At 73.3% G+C, this 16,129-nt stretch carries 14 protein-coding genes; 9 read left to right on the forward strand and 5 right to left on the reverse strand.

Going from position 1 to position 16,129, the window contains the following annotated elements:
• The first annotated feature begins 95 nt into the window (after positions 1-95).
• A complete protein-coding gene (locus FKD65_RS35850) occupies positions 96-647 on the forward strand; it encodes a YdeI family protein (RefSeq protein WP_141583211.1) in 552 nt (183 codons plus the stop codon).
• Between the two features lie 283 nt (positions 648-930).
• Here the strand turns inward: FKD65_RS35850 and FKD65_RS35855 are convergent, their stop codons facing one another.
• Genes FKD65_RS35855 through FKD65_RS35865 form a run of 3 tightly spaced genes read right to left on the reverse strand, consistent with a single transcriptional unit; the run spans position 931 to position 3,799 of the window.
• Positions 931-2,082 (reverse strand): DUF6745 domain-containing protein, encoded by a 1,152-nt coding sequence (locus FKD65_RS35855; protein WP_141583213.1) that lies wholly within the window; start codon positions 2,080-2,082, stop codon positions 931-933.
• A gap of 10 nt (positions 2,083-2,092) precedes the next feature.
• Entirely contained in the window at positions 2,093-2,419 is a 327-nt protein-coding gene (locus tag FKD65_RS35860; protein WP_141583215.1) for a hypothetical protein, read from the reverse strand.
• Positions 2,420-2,470: 51 nt separating this feature from the next.
• Positions 2,471-3,799: a threonine/serine exporter ThrE family protein gene (locus FKD65_RS35865; protein WP_141583218.1), complete on the reverse strand. Its 1,329-nt coding sequence runs from the start codon at positions 3,797-3,799 to the stop codon at positions 2,471-2,473.
• Between the two features lie 193 nt (positions 3,800-3,992).
• Here FKD65_RS35865 and FKD65_RS35870 point away from each other — a divergent pair, with 193 nt between their 5' ends.
• The 5 genes from FKD65_RS35870 (at position 3,993) to FKD65_RS35885 (ending at position 10,340) form a co-directional block, all read left to right on the forward strand.
• Entirely contained in the window at positions 3,993-6,086 is a 2,094-nt protein-coding gene (locus FKD65_RS35870; protein WP_141583220.1) for a RecQ family ATP-dependent DNA helicase, read from the forward strand.
• A gap of 240 nt (positions 6,087-6,326) precedes the next feature.
• On the forward strand, positions 6,327-7,547 hold the full coding sequence (locus tag FKD65_RS35875) for an IS110 family transposase (protein WP_141583222.1): 1,221 nt from the start codon (positions 6,327-6,329) through the stop codon (positions 7,545-7,547).
• A gap of 278 nt (positions 7,548-7,825) precedes the next feature.
• Positions 7,826-8,170, forward strand: a complete 345-nt coding sequence (locus tag FKD65_RS35880) for a hypothetical protein (protein ID WP_205718365.1) — start codon at positions 7,826-7,828, stop codon at positions 8,168-8,170.
• Positions 8,171-8,482: 312 nt separating this feature from the next.
• Positions 8,483-8,614 carry a hypothetical protein gene (locus tag FKD65_RS46410; RefSeq protein WP_302931569.1) on the forward strand — a complete coding sequence of 44 codons (132 nt, stop codon included), beginning with the start codon at positions 8,483-8,485 and terminating at the stop codon, positions 8,612-8,614.
• A gap of 688 nt (positions 8,615-9,302) precedes the next feature.
• Positions 9,303-10,340 carry a LysR family transcriptional regulator gene (locus FKD65_RS35885; RefSeq protein ID WP_205718366.1) on the forward strand — a complete coding sequence of 346 codons (1,038 nt, stop codon included), beginning with the start codon at positions 9,303-9,305 and terminating at the stop codon, positions 10,338-10,340.
• A 48-nt stretch (positions 10,341-10,388) separates the two neighbouring features.
• Here FKD65_RS35885 and FKD65_RS35890 read toward each other — a convergent pair whose 3' ends face one another.
• Positions 10,389-11,312 (reverse strand): carbohydrate kinase family protein, encoded by a 924-nt coding sequence (locus FKD65_RS35890; RefSeq protein ID WP_141583225.1) that lies wholly within the window; start codon positions 11,310-11,312, stop codon positions 10,389-10,391.
• 168 nt (positions 11,313-11,480) lie between these two features.
• Here FKD65_RS35890 and FKD65_RS35895 point away from each other — a divergent pair, with 168 nt between their 5' ends.
• Complete coding sequence (locus FKD65_RS35895; protein WP_141583227.1) at positions 11,481-13,919, forward strand: GNAT family N-acetyltransferase; 2,439 nt, start codon at positions 11,481-11,483, stop codon at positions 13,917-13,919.
• Between the two features lie 26 nt (positions 13,920-13,945).
• Here FKD65_RS35895 and FKD65_RS35900 read toward each other — a convergent pair whose 3' ends face one another.
• On the reverse strand, positions 13,946-14,263 hold the full coding sequence (locus FKD65_RS35900; protein ID WP_205718367.1) for a hypothetical protein: 318 nt from the start codon (positions 14,261-14,263) through the stop codon (positions 13,946-13,948).
• Positions 14,264-14,351: 88 nt separating this feature from the next.
• Here FKD65_RS35900 and FKD65_RS35905 point away from each other — a divergent pair, with 88 nt between their 5' ends.
• Both FKD65_RS35905 and FKD65_RS35910 read left to right on the forward strand, forming a co-directional pair.
• Positions 14,352-14,933 (forward strand): DUF5998 family protein, encoded by a 582-nt coding sequence (locus FKD65_RS35905; RefSeq protein WP_141583229.1) that lies wholly within the window; start codon positions 14,352-14,354, stop codon positions 14,931-14,933.
• A complete protein-coding gene (locus tag FKD65_RS35910) occupies positions 14,930-16,102 on the forward strand; it encodes an alkaline phosphatase family protein (protein ID WP_141583231.1) in 1,173 nt (390 codons plus the stop codon). The genes FKD65_RS35905 and FKD65_RS35910 overlap by 4 nt, the downstream gene beginning before the upstream one ends.
• Positions 16,103-16,129 lie beyond the last annotated feature (27 nt).

Consider the following 16,129-nt stretch of genomic DNA (forward strand, 5'->3'; position numbering starts at 1 on the left):
GGGAACCATCCGATGCCGCGAGGCCTCTCCGCCGTCAGCCCCTCCGCCGACGCCGCCGCCCGCCGCCACACCGAGCACCTGGAGGTCGTGGACCGATGATGCACTTCGCGAACGCCGCCGAGTGGGAGGCATGGCTGGCCGAGCACCACGAGAGCGGGGACGGCGCCCGGCTGAAGATCGCCAAGAAGGGGTCCGGAGTCGGCTCCGTCACCATCACGGAGGCCCTGGAGATCGCGCTGTGCTACGGCTGGATCGACAGCCACCGCAGGTCCTGTGACGAGCGCTTCTACCTCCAGCGGTACTCGCGTCGCCGCAAGGGCGGCTCCTGGTCGCGGAAGAACGTCGAGCGCGTGGAGGCGCTGACCGCCGCCGGGCGGATGCGGCCGCCCGGCCTGGCCGAGGTCGCCGCCGCCCAGGCCGACGGGCGCTGGGCCGCCGCCTACGCGCCCCAGCACGACGCCACCGTCCCTCCCGACCTGGAAGCCGCGCTCGCGGCCAGCCCGCGCGCCGCCGCCCGCTTCGAGGCGCTCGACAGGACCGCCCGCTACCTCATGATCCTTCCGCTCCTCAAGGCCCGAACCCCGGCCGGCCGCACCGCCCGCCTGCAAAAGACACTCTCCGCCCTGCTGGACGACGAGACCCGGTGACCAAGACCGAGAGCGCCCCCCTGATCGAGCAAGCCCCCGCTCAGAGACCACACCCCCGCCCCCGGGCCGCGGCTTGATCGGGGACGTGGCCTGGTCGGGCAGCACGTCCCGACCAGAGACCACAACCCCGATCGCGGGGGCGGCCTGATGGGAAGCACGGCCCGGCCAGGAAGCACGCCCCCGATCGCGGGGCGCGGCTTGATCGGGGAGCGCGGGCCCGGTGAGGGGGCGCGGCCCTAATCAGCGGGGGCGGCGTGCTCTGGGCGGGACGGCTCTCCTTGGGTCAGGTCTGCTTCTCGGGGTGGTAGTCGGCCTCGTCTACGCCGAACGTCCATGCGACGCCCGCGCGTGCCGTGCGGGTGTCGGGCGGGACGCGCAGGTAGTAGGTGCGGTGCGTGCCGTCGGGTTCGGGAGTGGAGTTCACCACCTCCACCATGACGACCGGTTCGTCGCCCGGCAGGTCGATCGACCACAGGACGCCCGTCTCGTCGCGGTGCAGCGGGCGCGCGCCGGTCTCGGCCAGGTACCGGTCGTATCCGAAGATCTCCAGCATCACGCGGCGCAGCTCGGCGTTCTGCTCGGAGGAGATGCGGTCGGGCGTCAGGTCGGTGAGCGACTCCACGAAACCGGGCGGGATCGGCATGCCGCGCCAGGCGTGGAGGGCGAACCCGTCAGGGTAGGCGAGGGCGGGGCCGTCGCCGCGGTGCAGCCGCCCGGGCTCGTCGCGATGCAACTCGCCGGGGCGTTCGGAGAGGATCACCAGCCGCTCGTAGGGCCACCACCAGCCGGCCGAGCGGGCCACCTCGGCCAGCCCGGCAAGGGGGCCGTCGATCCTTCCGAGCGCCTCGAACGAGGCCAGCCAGGGCGCGTCGTGCTGGCCCAGGACGGCGTCGAGCGTCGCCGCCCGCAGCAGCGACTCGGCGGCGTCCTCCTCCGGGGTGGACCGCTCGTCCCCCGCCGTGATCGTCCTGCGGTGGGCCTGCTCGCCGACCGCCCCGCGCACCCGCGTCACCAGCGCCTGCACCTGGCCCCACAGCAGGCCGCCCGTCTCGGCCCACGTGCGCGGCCACTGCTCCGGCCCCTGTTCGGAGCAGGCCGCCGCACGCTCGGCCTCCCACGGGCGGGTGCGCACCTCGGTCAGGACGCCCCGCCCCGCCGCACCGGTGCCGAGGTCGTCGCGGGCCTGCCGCACCAGGTCGCCGAGCCCGGCCTTCTCCAGGGCCTCGCCGTGCCCGGCGATGACGGCCGCCGCGACGGCGCCTCGCGCTGGGGAGGGCACCCACAGGTACCGCTCGGGGGCCGCCAGCCCGGCGGAGGCGTAGGCGGCGGCCACGCCCGCCTCGGCGCGGGCGCGGTCGGCGGGGCCGGTGGCGAACGCCGCGGCCTGCCAGTCGCCGACCACGAAGTGGGTCTCGCGTACCGTTCCGGTGAGCATCGCCGCCCCCTCAGTCGGCCACGACGCGGACGGCGCCGGGCACGTACTCGCGCTGGCGGATCACCCGGTACCAGCCCTTGGGCAGCGTGATCGCCGCGTGCTCCTCGTGCACCAGCCGCCCGCCGGACGGCAGGTGCAGGTGGTCGGGCGCGAGCGGGTCGGGGGTGCGCAGCAGCGAGCCGGGCGCGGCCAGGGCGTGCGCGTGCCCGGTGGCCTCGCCGAGCGCGAGCACCATGCGGCCCCGGCCGTCGCGCGGGGACGGCGGCGTCTCGCGGACGGCCCGCGGAACCGATTCCTCTGGCACGGGCAGGATCAGGACGTCTCCCTGTCGGTACATGCCGCGAACGTAGCGCCCGCCACCGACAGAACCGCCCGGCCGCTCCCGGCGTCAGAAGCCGCGGGTGCGGCGGGCCGCCGGGCGCGCCCAGCGGCCCGAGGCGCTCAGGCCGACGTGCTGGAACGCCCGGACGAGTTCGCCGCCGAGGTTCACCCCGGCGCCGAGCGCGAGCGCCACCGACACCGCTCCGATCAGGCTCAGCACGCCCGCCTGCGGCGAACCGGTGTTGAGCTCGACCATGCCCCGGTACAGGGCCGTCCCCGGCAGCAGCGGGCCGATGGCCGGGACCACGAACGGCATGACGGGCGCACGGTGCCTGCGGGCGAGCCAGCTCGCCATGGTCCCGACGAGGGTGGCGGCGACGGCCGCCGCCAGGACGGGTGGAACGTGCCATCCGCGGGCCAGGACGTACAGCACCCAGATCATCGCGCCGCCCAGGGCGACGGTGGTCAGCACGTCGCGGGGGGCGGCGAGGGACACCGCGAACGTCAGGGAGATGGCGGCGGCGGCCATGACGGCGACGGGCTCCAGGGTCGCCGCGGGGGTGGGCAGGTGGCTGACGTCGATCGGCACGCCCACCTTCACCCCGATGTAGACCACGGCGCCCAGCCCGGCGACGATCGCCGCGATCATGAAGAAGACCTCCAGCATCCGCGCTCCGGCACTGACCAGGTCGCCGGTGATGCCGTCCTCGATGCTCGCCACCAGCGGGCGTCCCGGGAGCAGCGCCAGGATCGAGCCGGTGACGACCGCGGCGGCCTGGCCCGGGTTGCCCAGCGCGACCACGACCACGGCCGCCGCCGCGCCGATCGCGGCGGCCACCGACAGCTGGAAGAACTCCGCGACTCCGCGGCGGGCCAGCGCGGCGGCCGTGCGGTCGCCCAGCATCGTCGCGACGAACGCCGTGGTCGCCACCAGCGGCCCGCCACCGGACAGCACGCTGCCCGACGCGGCGATGAGCCCGAACGACACCACCAGCAGCCAGGCAGGATACGGGGGCCGGCCCCTCTTGATCTCCGCGAGCCGCCTGTGGGCCTCCTCCAGTTCGAGCATGCCGATGGACGCGTCCTGGACGAGCTTGTGCAGCGCGGTGAGCCGCCAGTAGGCCGGGGTCCGGCGCCGGATGGCGCGCGTCCCGGTCATCGGCGCCGCGCCCCCTCCGGGGTGCGCCGAGACGAGGATGCTCGTCAGCGTGACCTGCACCTCGCAGCGGGGGAGTTCGTAGGCCACGGCCAGGCCGAGCATCGCCTCGTTCACGCGCTCCGTGGTCTCGCCGCTGGCCAGGAGGAGTTCGCCCACCCGCAGTACGAGGTCTATGACGCGCGCGTCGACGATCTCGCTCGGCTCGTCCTCCGGCGGTTCGGGGGGCACCGTGTCCATCAGGACCTGCCATGTCCGCCGCAAGCGATCAGACGCGCCCATTAACCCCCGATGTCCCTTCCCGCCCATGAACTGATCTTGACTGGCAGGCTACCCACCTGCGCGGCGTCCCCAATCGTGGGCTGCGTCCCACCTTTGTCCACAGGCCGCGATTGTGGTGCGGGCCCGTCCGCGGCACTGGTACCAAGGACGCATGAGCTCTTCGGACGGCCTGCGGGACGAGGCCGAGCGGTGCCTGCGCGCCCTCGCCGGTGACCACGCGCGCCTGCGCGACGACCAGTGGACGGCGATCAGCGCGCTGGTCGTCGAGCGGCGGCGCGCCCTCGTCGTCCAGCGGACGGGCTGGGGCAAGTCCGCCGTCTACTTCGTGGCGACCCGCCTGCTGCGCGAGCGCGGCGCCGGCCCGACCGTGATCGTCTCGCCGCTGCTGGCGCTGATGCGCAACCAGATCGAGGCCGCCGAGCGGGCGGGCATCCGCGCCCGCACGATCAACTCCTCCAACACCGGCGACTGGGACCAGGTCTTCGCCGAGGTCGAGGAGGGCGAGGTCGACGTCCTGCTGGTGAGCCCCGAGCGGCTCAACAACCCCGACTTCCGCGATCTCGTGCTGCCCAAGCTCGCCGCGGGGGCGGGGCTGGTCGTGGTCGACGAGGCGCACTGCATCTCCGACTGGGGCCACGACTTCCGCCCCGACTACCGGCGGCTGCGCACCCTGCTGGCCGAGCTGCCGCCCGGCATCCCGGTGCTCGCCACCACCGCGACCGCCAACGCCCGCGTCACGGGCGACGTCGCCGAGCAGCTCGCCGGTGACGACGCCCTGGTCCTGCGCGGCCCCCTCGAACGCGACTCGCTGCACCTCGCCGTGGTGAACGTCCCCTCCGCCGAGCAGCGCATCGCCTGGCTGGGCGAGCACCTCGGCGACCTCCCGGGCTCCGGCATCATCTACACCCTCACCGTCGCGGCGGCCCACGAGATCACCGGCTGGCTCCGCGACCGCGGGTACGAGGTGGCCGCCTACTCCGGCCAGACCGAGCAGGCCGAGCGCCTCCAGGCCGAGCGCGACCTCCACGACAACAAGCTCAAGGCCCTCGTCGCCACCAGCGCCCTCGGCATGGGCTTCGACAAGCCCGACCTCGGCTTCATCGTCCACGTGGGCGCCCCGCAGTCGCCGGTGGCCTACTACCAGCAGATCGGGCGGGCCGGCCGCGGCGTCGACCGCGCCGAGGTGATCCTGCTGCCCGGCCGCGAGGACCGCGACATCTGGGCCTACTTCGCGAGCCTGGCGTTCCCTCCGGAGCACGTCGTCCGCAGCACGCTCGACGTCCTCGACATGGCCGACCGCCCGCTCTCCACCACGGCCCTGGAGCCGATGGTCGACCTCAACAGGGCCCGCCTGGAGATGATGCTCAAGGTCCTCGACGTGGACGGCGCGGCCCGCCGCGTCAAGGGCGGCTGGACGTCCACGGGCGAACCCTGGTCCTACGACCGCGAGCGCTACGAGCGCGTCACCGCCGAGCGCCGCCGCGAGCAGCAGGCGATGCTCGACTACATCGCGACCCAGGGCTGCCGCGAGGAGTTCCTGCGCCGCCAGCTCGACGACCCCGCCGCCGCCCCCTGCGGCAGGTGCGACAACTGCACCGGCCGCCACTGGCCCACCGACGTCACGCAGGAGAGCACGACCCAGGCGCGCGACCGCCTGCACCGCCCCGGCGTCGACATCGCCCCCCGCCGCATGTGGCCCACGGGCGTGAAGGGCGACCTCGGCGTCTCCGGCCGCATCAAGTCCGAGCTCCAGGCCGAGACGGGCCGGGCCCTCGGCCGCCTCACCGACATCGGCTGGGGCAACCGCCTGCGCGAGCTGTTCGCCGCGGGCGACACCGACGTCCCCGCCGACCTGGTCGACGCCGTCGTGAAGGTCCTCGCCGCCTGGGACTGGCCGACCCGCCCCACCGGCGTCGTCACGATCGGCTCCCGCTCCCGCCCCCGCCTGGTCACGACGTTCGGGCGGCGCATCGCCGAGATCGGGCGCCTGCCCTACCTGGGCGAGCTGACCCCCGTCGGCGACCCCGTCCCGCGCCGCCACAACAGCGCCCAGCGCCTCGCCTCCGTCTGGAACGCCCTGGCCGTCCCGCAAGGCCTGGCCGAAGCCCTCTCCGACAACCCCGGCCACATCCTCCTGGTCGACGACCGCATCGAGACCGGCTGGACGATGACCGTCGCCACCCGCCTCCTGAAGGAGGCCGGTGCCCACTCGACCCTCCCCCTGGCCCTGGCCACCCCCACCTAATGGGAAGTGCCGGGGTTGCCGTTCAGGCAGACTCGGTGCCTGGTAGCCGCTGGTGAGTGAGCACTTCCGCCACCTGGACTTCGAGTCCTGGGGTCAGAGCGTGCCCTCACCGGTGGTCAGGGGCTGTTGATCGCTGATGGGATGTCGTGCCCCCCGAACGTTGGGGTGAGCACTGGTCCATTAGGTCGCCGACGCGCTCCTGCGGGCTGCTGTGTCCCGTTGTCGATGTTGGAGGTCTGGGTGCTGTTGGTCGGGGATGACTGGGCTGAGGACCACCACGACATCGAGGCCCAGGACGAGACGGGCCGGGTGTTGAAGCGGGCTCGGCTGGCCGAGGGGATGGCCGGGATCGCCCGGTTCCACGACCTCCTCGGTCGGTTCGTCGCTGACGACGCTGAGGCGTCGGAGGTGCTGGTGTGTATCGAGGTCGATCGGGGGCCGTGGGTGCGGGCGCTGGTCGCGGCCGGGTACCGGGTGTTCGGCGTCGACCCCAAGCAGGCGGCCCGGCACCGGGAGATCCTCGGCAGCTCGGGGGCCAAGAGCGACAAGGGTGGCGCCCACGCCCTGGCCGACATGATCCGCACCCGCCGCCACCAGTTGCGCGAGGTCGCCGGGGACTCCGGGATCGCCGAGGCGGTCAAGGTCGTCACCAGGGCGCATCAGACACTGATCTGGGAACGGACCCGCCACATGCTCCGCCTTCGGGTGGCGTTGCGGGAGTACTTCCCCGCCGCCCTGGCCGCCTACAAGTCCCTGGACCTCACCAGCGACGCGGTGCTGAGGCTGCTGGTCAAGGCGCCCACGCCCGAGGCCGCGGCGAAGCTGACGATCTCTCAGATCACGGCCTGTCTGAAGGGCCGCCGCGGCATCCCGGACAAAGCCGCAGCGATCCAGGACGTCCTGCGCGCTGAGCACCTCGGGCAAGCGCCGTTGGTCACGACCGCCTACGCGGCCACGGTGAAGTCACTGGTCGCGATCATCACCGTCCTCAACAGCGAGATCAAGACCCTCCAAGGCGAGGTCGAGGCCCATTTTGGCCGACACCCGGACGCTGAGATCATCCTCTCCCAGCCGGGACTGGGTGTGATCCTCGGCGCCCGGGTGCTCGCCGAGTTCGGAGACGCCCCCGGCCGCTACGCCTCGGCGAAGGCACGCAAGAACTACGCCGGCACCTCCCCGATCACCCGCCAGTCCGGCAAGACCAAGACCGTCCAGGCCCGGTTCGTCCACAACGACCGGCTCATCGACGCCCTCCACAATCAAGCCTCGTGCGCGATCCTCCACGACCCGCACGTCCGCGCCTACTACGACCAGCTCAAAGCCCGCGACATCAGCCACAACGCCGCCCTCCGCCAGGTCGGCAACCGCCTCGTCGGCATCCTCCACGGCTGCCTCAAAACCGGCAGCATCTACGACCAAGCAACCGCCTGGTCACACCACGACCACGACCTCGCCGCTTGACATCCAACCTCCAGGGATGTCTGACCCTTCCCGCCATCCGGGGTTCCGGGTGCCTTCCGTCCCCGTCGCGCGTGACGCCCGCCTGCGCCATGTCCCGGGGCGCGACCCCGCCACGGGCAGGTCGCGAAGGAACGCATCAAAGTCGCCCGTGATGTGGAAAAGCCTTTGAGCTACTGACCGCGGATCATGATGATGAGGTTCGCCGAACGATTCATTGCTCCACGGAAACCACTCGGGCGGGCTGTATGGGCACCCCTGACGACGAACCACGCTGGCCTGTGGAGAAGCTGAACGCTTTGCGCCTCGGCCAGCGGCTGGCGGTCGAGGTCCCCGCCGGCGGCCCTGGCCGACGAGCCTTCGTCACCATTCACCCGGTGACCACGCCGGCCGACGACCTCGCGCGCCGAGAAGGCTGGAAACGTACCGACCGCGCGCGCGAATACCTTCTGACGCACCGGGACTACGACGCCGAGGTCCTCGACGGCTTCGACTACGACCTCGGGGCCGTTGTCGTCCAACGGGCGGCAGCCACGGGCGAAGAAGAACTGACCGCCATCCTCCAGGCGTGGAATCTGCGCCCCGACCGGTTCCTCTACCCCTGGCAGACCGACGACCCCACCTGACCTCGGCCGATCCGAAGCGACCTCTCCTCCATCACCGCTGGTGCAGGACGACTCGGACATGCCGCCACAGCTGCGTGGGACGTCCGCCGGACGTCCACGGCGCGCCAGAGGACGTCTCAGCACGTCCCGGGGACGTCTGCAGCACTTCCTGGGGACGTCTCAGCACGTCCCTCCGGTAGGACCGCGAACGACCGACCCGGTTCGCTGCCGAGCGGACTCAGGTGTCTCCCGGCCCCTTCCGGCCACGGAGGCCGTTCTTGTGAAGGCGGATCGAGCGGGCGGGCAATAACGGGCGTCAGGGGAGTGACACTGGTGTGGACCATGGCCGTGACCCGCACCGAGGACGTCACGGCAGTGCAGGTCGGCTTGTACCAGGTGCGCGGCCCGGTGAACCCCTGCAATCCGGTCCCGTACGACGAACTGTGGCACCGCCCCGGTGCCTGAACCCGCCCCGGCCGGCGACCTGAACCCGGCCCGGCCTGACGCCTGAACCCGCCCGGCCTGACGCCTGAACCCGGCCCGGCCTGACGCCTGAACCCGGCCCGGCCCCGCCCGAGCCGGGTTCGGCCCGGCGCCTGAACCCGGGGGGCCCTGCCTGCGTCCGGTCCAGCCCTGCCTGCGTCCGGTCCAGCCCTGCCTGCGTCCGGTCTGTCCCTGCCTGCGCCTGGCCCCGCCTGCGTCCGCCCCCGGCTGCGTCCGGTTCGGCCTTGCTCGCCGGGGGTGGCGTCTTCGGGGGCGCGGGCCCGTGGGCCGGGGAAGGTGGGCCGCCCGCGCGCCCCTGTAGGCGCGGGCGGAGTTTTCGGGCCGGCCCGTGCGCGCGGCCCCGCGCACGGGCCGGCGTCCGGTCCCGGCGCCGCGGCGGAGAAGAGCCGCGGCGAACGGGAGTCCAGGGCGCCGGGCGGCGGCCCCGGCGGCCGGCACCGCCGGGGCACGCCCGGGAGCGCCGCCGTCCTGAAAGGGACGGGTGACGGCGGCGAGGAGTGGGCCTGCTCGAAGGAAAGTGTTCTAGAGGTTAGAAAACTCTGTCCAGTTGTTTAGGAGAACATCTTGAGATAAGTTCAGGCGGAAATGTCATCATTTCCCGCTTGGTTGGCCGCTCGGCCATTTCCGCGGCCCGCCGGATGAGGTGTTAATGTCCCTGGCCATGTCCCCGTCCCTCGACTCGCTGCTGGAGTGTCCGCCGGGCCTGCTCGACATGACGTTCGACCAGCTCCGGACCCTGCTGGTGGTGCACGAGACAGGGTCGGCGCTGAGGGCGGCCCGGGTGCTCGGCCGCGAGCAGTCGAGCGTCCAGAAGCAGCTCGACACGCTGAACCGCAACAGCCAGGTGCTGTGCGGCGAGGTCCTGACCGTCCGGCAGGGGCGCGGGAAGGACTACCTGTTCACCCCCACCGGGGAGACGACGGTCGAACTGGCGCGCACGACCTTCGAGAAATGGCTGGAGTCCATTCACTGGAGCCGGCGCCGCCTCGGCCGCATGCTGACGGTCGGGACGACCGAGTTCACCCTGCCGATCGTCTCCCGGGCGTGGGACCGGGTCTCGGAGGAGTTCCGGCAGCGCGAGGTCGAGTTCAAGGTCGCCCACGTCCGCACCAAGGACCTGTGGTCCCGGCTGGAGACCCGCCAGGTCGACCTGATCTGCGGCAGCATCGTCAGCACCCCGGAGGGCGACCTCCGCCTGAAGGAGTACGAGGTCATCGAGTACGCCCGGGGGCAGGCGCTGCTGCTGACCAACCTGCCGGAGGGCGAGCTGCCCGACACGCCCGTGCAGACGAGCAGCCTCCGCCGGATCCCGCTGGTGGTGCCGCCCGCCGGGCTCGTCGCCGACCTGCTCGCCACCTGGTACGGGACGAACTTCCGCGAGCGGCTGAGCGTCGTCGCCGACATCGACGACCTGCACTACGGGCTGTCGCTGCTGAGGTCCGGGTTCGTGCGCGGCTGCATGATCGTCACGGGTTCGATCGGGCGGGGGATGGCGGCGCAGGAGGACCCCGACGCCGTCCCGCTCCGCGCGATCAGGCTGCACGACGACCTGGAGCCCAAGGCCGAGCTCATGACGGGCGCCTTCGTCCGCCGCGCCGACCTCGAACGCTACGACGCGGGGCATCCCCTCAACCGCCTCTGGGACGCGGTCAAGGAGGACGTCCGCACCTACACCCCGCTCGCCTGACGGGCGCGGGCCCGCCGGGCGAGCGCCGCCGGGCGGGCCGGGATGCGCCTACTTGATCTGGTTGTCGACCACGTCGAGGGTGGGCCGGGCGCCCAGGTGCTGCATGGCGCGGGCGGCGAGGCGGCAGCCCGCGGTGAGCGCGTCGGCCGGCTGCTTGCCGTCCAGCCAGGGCGGCAGGAGGCCGGCGACGAACGCGTCGCCCGCGCCCGTGCCGTCGATGATCTTCTCGACGGGCTCCGCCGCGACGGTCACCGGCTCGGGGCGGCCGTTGGTGTACCAGAGGGCGCCGTCAGGGCCGCTCTTGATGACGACCTGGGGGTACCAGGCGGTCAGCACCTTGGCGGCCTGCTCGGGGGTGTCGCGGCCGGTGAGGATCTCGGCCTCTTTGGCGTTGACGACCAGCAGGCGGGCGCCCTGCGTCCACTCGAGGAAGGGCTCGGCGCCCATCCGCTTGAGCGGGGAGGACGAGCCGCCGTCCACCGAGACCGACATCTGCACCTTGCGGGCGATGTCCAGGGTGTGGATGGCCGCCTTGCGGGAGCCCTCGTTGATCAGGGAGTACCCCGACAGATGCAGGTGGGTGCCCTGGGTGAACAGGTCCTTGCAGCGCTCGATGTCCTCAGGGAGGAGGGCGGCGTTGGCGCCGGGGTCCGACAGCATCGTCCGGTCGCCCTTGTGGGTGACCATGACCACACAGGTACCGGTGGGCCGCTCCTGGTCCATGACGAGGCGGGCGTCGACGCCGTAGCCCATCAGTTCCATGTCCCGGTTACGGCCTGCGATGTCGGAGCCGCGGCGTCCGACGAAGGCGGCGTCGGTCCCCTCGACGGCGAGCCATGCGGCCACGTTGGCACCGGAGCCGCCACCGTGGGTCGTCACGGCCGCGGGCGTGTCGCTCCCCTTTGCCAAGGGAAACGCGGCACGCGCCACGGTGTCTGTCATAAGATCGCCGACCACGACCACGCGCGTCATGGAGTCATCACCTCGATCAACACGGCCCGCGCGAGCGGCAATTCTTGGGCGTGTGCTCGACCGTAACAGCTCTCGAGCCCCGATTAGGTCTCGAACGCGCAGCGAAACCGAGGAAGCCGGTTTTTCTTCCCGGAGGCCGTGACGCATACGTGCCTTACCCTCGGGTACGTGACCGAGCGTTACCCGGACCAGTGGGAGGCCGACGTCGTCCTCAGCGACGGCGGGACGGCCCATCTGCGTCCCATCCGGCCCGAGGACGCCGACCTCCTGCGCACCTTCCACGCGCGGCTGTCCCCGGAGTCGATCTACTACCGGTTCTTCTCGCCGCGCCCCCACCTGTCGGACCGCGAGATCGAGCACTTCACGACCGTCGACTACGACCGGCGTGTCGCACTGATCGCCACGATCGCGGGGGAGATGGTGGCGGTCGTCCGCTATGACAGCCTGGCGGACCGCCCCGAGACGGCGGAGGTGGCGTTCCTGGTGGAGGACGCGCACCAGGGCCGCGGGCTCGGCGCCGTCCTTCTGGAGCACATCGCGGCGGCGGCGCGGGAGCGGGGGGTGCGCCGGTTCGTGGCGAGCGTCCTGCCCGACAACCGCAGGATGACCCGGGTGTTCCGGGAGGCGGGGTACCGGGCGGAGCAGCGCTTCGAGGAGGGCGTGATCGAGCTCGTCCTCGACCTGGAGCCGACCGACACCTCGCTGGAGGTGATGAGCGCGCGCGAGCACCGGGCCGAGTCGCGGTCGATCCAGCGGCTGCTGTTCCCGCGGTCGGTGGCGGTGGTCGGGGCGAGCCGCGCCGAGCACAGCGTGGGCCAGACCGTCCTGCGGAACCTGCTCGCGGGAGACTTCAGCGGGCCGGTGTACCCGGTGCACCCGTCGGCGGTCGCGGTGGCCGGCGTCCGCGCGTACGCGTCCGTCCTGGAGATCCCGGACGACGTGGACCTCGCGGTCGTGGCCGTGCGCGCCGACGCCGTCCACGAGGTCGTGGAGGAGTGCGCGGGCAAGGGCGTGCGGGGGCTGGTCGTCGTGTCGTCCGGCTTCGGCGAGGTCGGGGAGGAGGGACGCGCCGCCCAGGAGCAGCTGGTGCGGCTCGCGCGCGCCTACGGGATGCGGGTCGTCGGCCCCAACTGCCTCGGCATCGCCAACACCGACACCGACGTGCGGCTGAACGCGACGCTGGCGCCGACCATGCCGGGACGCGGCCCGGTGGGGTTCTTCTCCCAGTCCGGCGCGCTCGGCATCGCCATCCTGCAGCGGACGGCCGAGCGCGGCCTCGGGCTGTCCACGTTCGTCTCGGCGGGCAACCGCGCGGACGTCTCCGGCAACGACCTGATGCAGTACTGGGAGGAGGACCCGGCGACCAGGGCCGTCCTGCTCTACCTGGAGTCGCTGGGCAACCCCCGCAAGTTCACGCGGCTGGCGCGCAGGCTCGGCCGCCGCAAGCCGATCGTGGCGGTGAAGAGCGGTCGCAGCACCCAGGGCGTCCCGATCGGGCACGCGGCGAGGGCGCTCACCCTGCCCGACCACGCGGTCAGCGCGCTGTTCGAGCAGGCCGGCGTCATCCGGGTGGAGGACCTCGCCGAGCTGTTCGACGTGGCGCAGGTGCTGGCCTACCAGCCGCTCCCCGCCGGCGACCGCATCGCGATCATCGACAACTCCAACTCGCTGGGCCTGCTGGCGCAGGACGAGGCTGTCGCGCTCGGCCTGGAGGTCCGGCCCCGCATCGACCTCGGCCCCCGCGCCGACGCCGACGACTACGAGGCCGCGCTCGCCGGGGCGCTGGACGACGACACGGTCGACGCGGTCGTGGCGCTGTTCACGCCCCCGACGATCGGCGGCTTCGACGTCCGCGTCCCCGAGAAGATCCTCCGGCTGGCCGCCGAGGGCAGGAAGCCGATCGTGGCGACCTACCTCGGCACCGAGGGCATGCCCGCCGAGCTGCGCGTCACCGGCCCGGACGGCATGGCCGCGGAAGGCTCCGTGCCGTCCTACACCTCGCCGGAGGACGCGGTCAGGGCGCTCGCCTACGTGATCCGGTACGCGCAGTGGAGGCAGCGCCCGCCCGGCCGCATGCCGGTGTTCGAGGACGTGGACCGCGCCAAGGCGCGGGAGCTGGTCGCCGCCTGGCTGGGCGACGGCGGCCCCGCCGAGGTCGCGCCGGAGCAGGCGGCGGAGCTGCTGGCCTGCTACGGCATCGCGCTCGCCGGCGGCACGGAGGGGGTCGCGACCCGCGTCGTGGTCAGGGAGGACCCCTCGTTCGGCGCGCTGGTCTCCTTCGGCATCGCCGACGAGACCGCCGAGCTGCTGGAGGACCGCGCCTACCGCCTGTCCCCGCTCGCGGACGCGGAGGCGGCGGAGATGATCCGCGCGATCCGCACCGCCCCGCTGCTTCTCGGGCACCGCGGCGCCGACCCCGTGAACCTCGGGGCCCTGGAGGAACTGCTGCTGCGCGCCTCCCGCCTCGGCTACGACCTTCCAGAGGTGGCGCGGCTGGAGCTCGACCCCGTGATGGTCGGGGCGTCCGGCGTCGCGGTGCGCGCGGTGGGACTCACGCTGGAACGCCCCTTGGGGCCGCGTCCCGAACTGGAGCCGCGCCACCTCTGAGCCCTTCCTGGGGAAGGGCTAGCGCCTTACCCCGGGGGAAGGGGAGGGCTGGGCTGCGGCGTCGGCGGGACGGGGTCGGGCTCGGGCCCCGGCGGGATCGGGTCGGGAGGCGGCGCGGGCGGCGTCGGCTCCGGTGCGGGGCCGGGCGGGGTCGGCTCCGGCGGCGGTCCGGGCGGGACGGGCTCGGGCGAAGGACCCGGCGGGATGGGGCCGGGGGGCTGCGGCGCGGGCCCCGGCGCGGGGCCGGGCGGGGGCTCGGGCGGCACCGGGGGCTGCGGGGGCGGGGCCGGGTCCGGCGTGGGCGGGGGCACCGGCGGCGGGGTCGGCAGGGGATGCTCGTCCATGCCCACCCCCTACCCCGCACGGGCACATATGACCGTGTGCCGTGCCGGTCATGTGCGCGCCCGGCCCCGGACAGGGCAGGATGGGGCCATGAGGGAAACCCGAGCGACCGTCAGTGGTCTGCGCACGGCGATCGAGCGCAGCGGTTACTACCCCGCCCTGGTCGCGGACGCGGTCGAGTCGGCGGTAGGGGACGAGCGAGTCACCGCCTACGTCGTCCACCACGAGGCGACCTTCGACCCCGCGATGGAGGTCCGGCGGCACGTCACCGTGCTCGTGCTGTCGGCGAGCCGGCTGCTGGTGTGCCACACCGACGAGCACCCGCCCGGCGAGGGCATGACCCGCCCGCACGCGTCCACCACGACCGAGGCCGTCAAGCTGGAGCGCGTCCAGTCGGTGGCGGTGACGCGCGTCGTCCCCGACCCGGCCTCCTACGTGCCCGGCGTGCCGCCCACCGAGGTGGTGCTGACCATCGGCTGGGGCGCCATCGCCCACATCGACCTCGAACCCGCGACGTGCGGCGACGAGAACTGCGAGGCCGACCACGGCTACACCGGCAGCGTCACGGCCGACGACCTGTCGCTGCGGGTCAGCGAGGCCGCGGACGGCGCGGACGCGGTGAGCCAGGTGCTGGCGTTCGCCGAGGAACTGTCCGCCGCGACCGCCCGGTGAGCGGGGCGGCCGCCGAGGACCGCGGCGAGGCCCGCCCGGGGGAGCGCGCGCCCGCCGCCGGGCCGCCCGTCCCGCGGTACGGGGACGCCGCGCTGGCCGACCTTCCGACCTCCGCGCTGGCGGCGCTGGGCGTCCCAGGCGTGGCGAACGTGCTCGGCCTGCCCGCCGTTCCGCGCGTCTGCGTCCTGCTGGTCGACGGCCTCGGCTGGGAGCAGTTGAAGGCCCACCCCGCCGAGGCGCCGTTCCTGAACGCGATGGACGGCGGCCCGATCACCGCCGGGTTCCCGGCGACGACCGTCAGCAGCCTCGGCTCGCTGGCGACCGGCGCCCCGCCCGGCGAGCACGGCCTGCTCGGCGTGCAGGTCGCCGTCCCCGGCACCGGCCGGCTGCTGAACCTCCTGCGCTGGCAGGACGACGCCGTCGACCCCGAGGAGTTCCAGCCGGTCCCGACCGTCTACGGGCGGGCGGCGGCAGCGGGCGTCGAGGTGGCGTACGTCTCGAACCCCCTGTACCGGAAGTCGAGCCTCAGCCGCGCCACCGCGCGCGGCGCCGACTACGTGGGCGCCGCCGGCCTCGGCCAGCTCGTCGGCCGCGCCGAGCTGGCCCTGCGCCGCGGCGACCGGTCCTACGTCACCGTGTACCACGCCGACCTCGACGCCACCGGCCACCGGTTCGGCGTCGGCTCGGCAGACTGGCGGTACCAGCTGCGGTTCGTCGACCTCCTCGCGCAGCAGATCGCGGCCGTCCTGCCGCCGGGTTCGTCCCTGCACGTGACCGCCGACCACGGCATGGTCGACCCTGCGGAGCGGATCGACGCCGACACCGTCCCCGGCCTGGCCGACGGCGTCGCCCTGCTCGGCGGGGACGCGCGCGCCCGCTACGTCTACAGCGAGCCCGGCGCCCACGACGACGTGCTCGCCGCCTGGACGGCCGTGCTGGGCGACCGCGCCTGGGTCGTCAGCCGCGAGGCCGCCGCCGAGAACGGGTGGTTCGGCCGGATCGGTCCCGGGATGCTGGAACGCGTCGGCGACGTGATCGCCGTCCCGCACGCCGATCTCGCGATCACCGCGTCCGAGCGGGAGCCCTGGCTCGACCGGATGGTCGGCATGCACGGCTCCCTAGTCCCGGCCGAGCAGCTGGTTCCGCTGCTCACCGCGTCCCGTCCCTGAGAACCCGTGCGGGAGTTGAGATGAACC

The sequence above is a fragment of the Actinomadura sp. WMMA1423 genome, from assembly GCF_006547145.1.
Classification (GTDB): Bacteria; Actinomycetota; Actinomycetes; order Streptosporangiales; family Streptosporangiaceae; genus Spirillospora.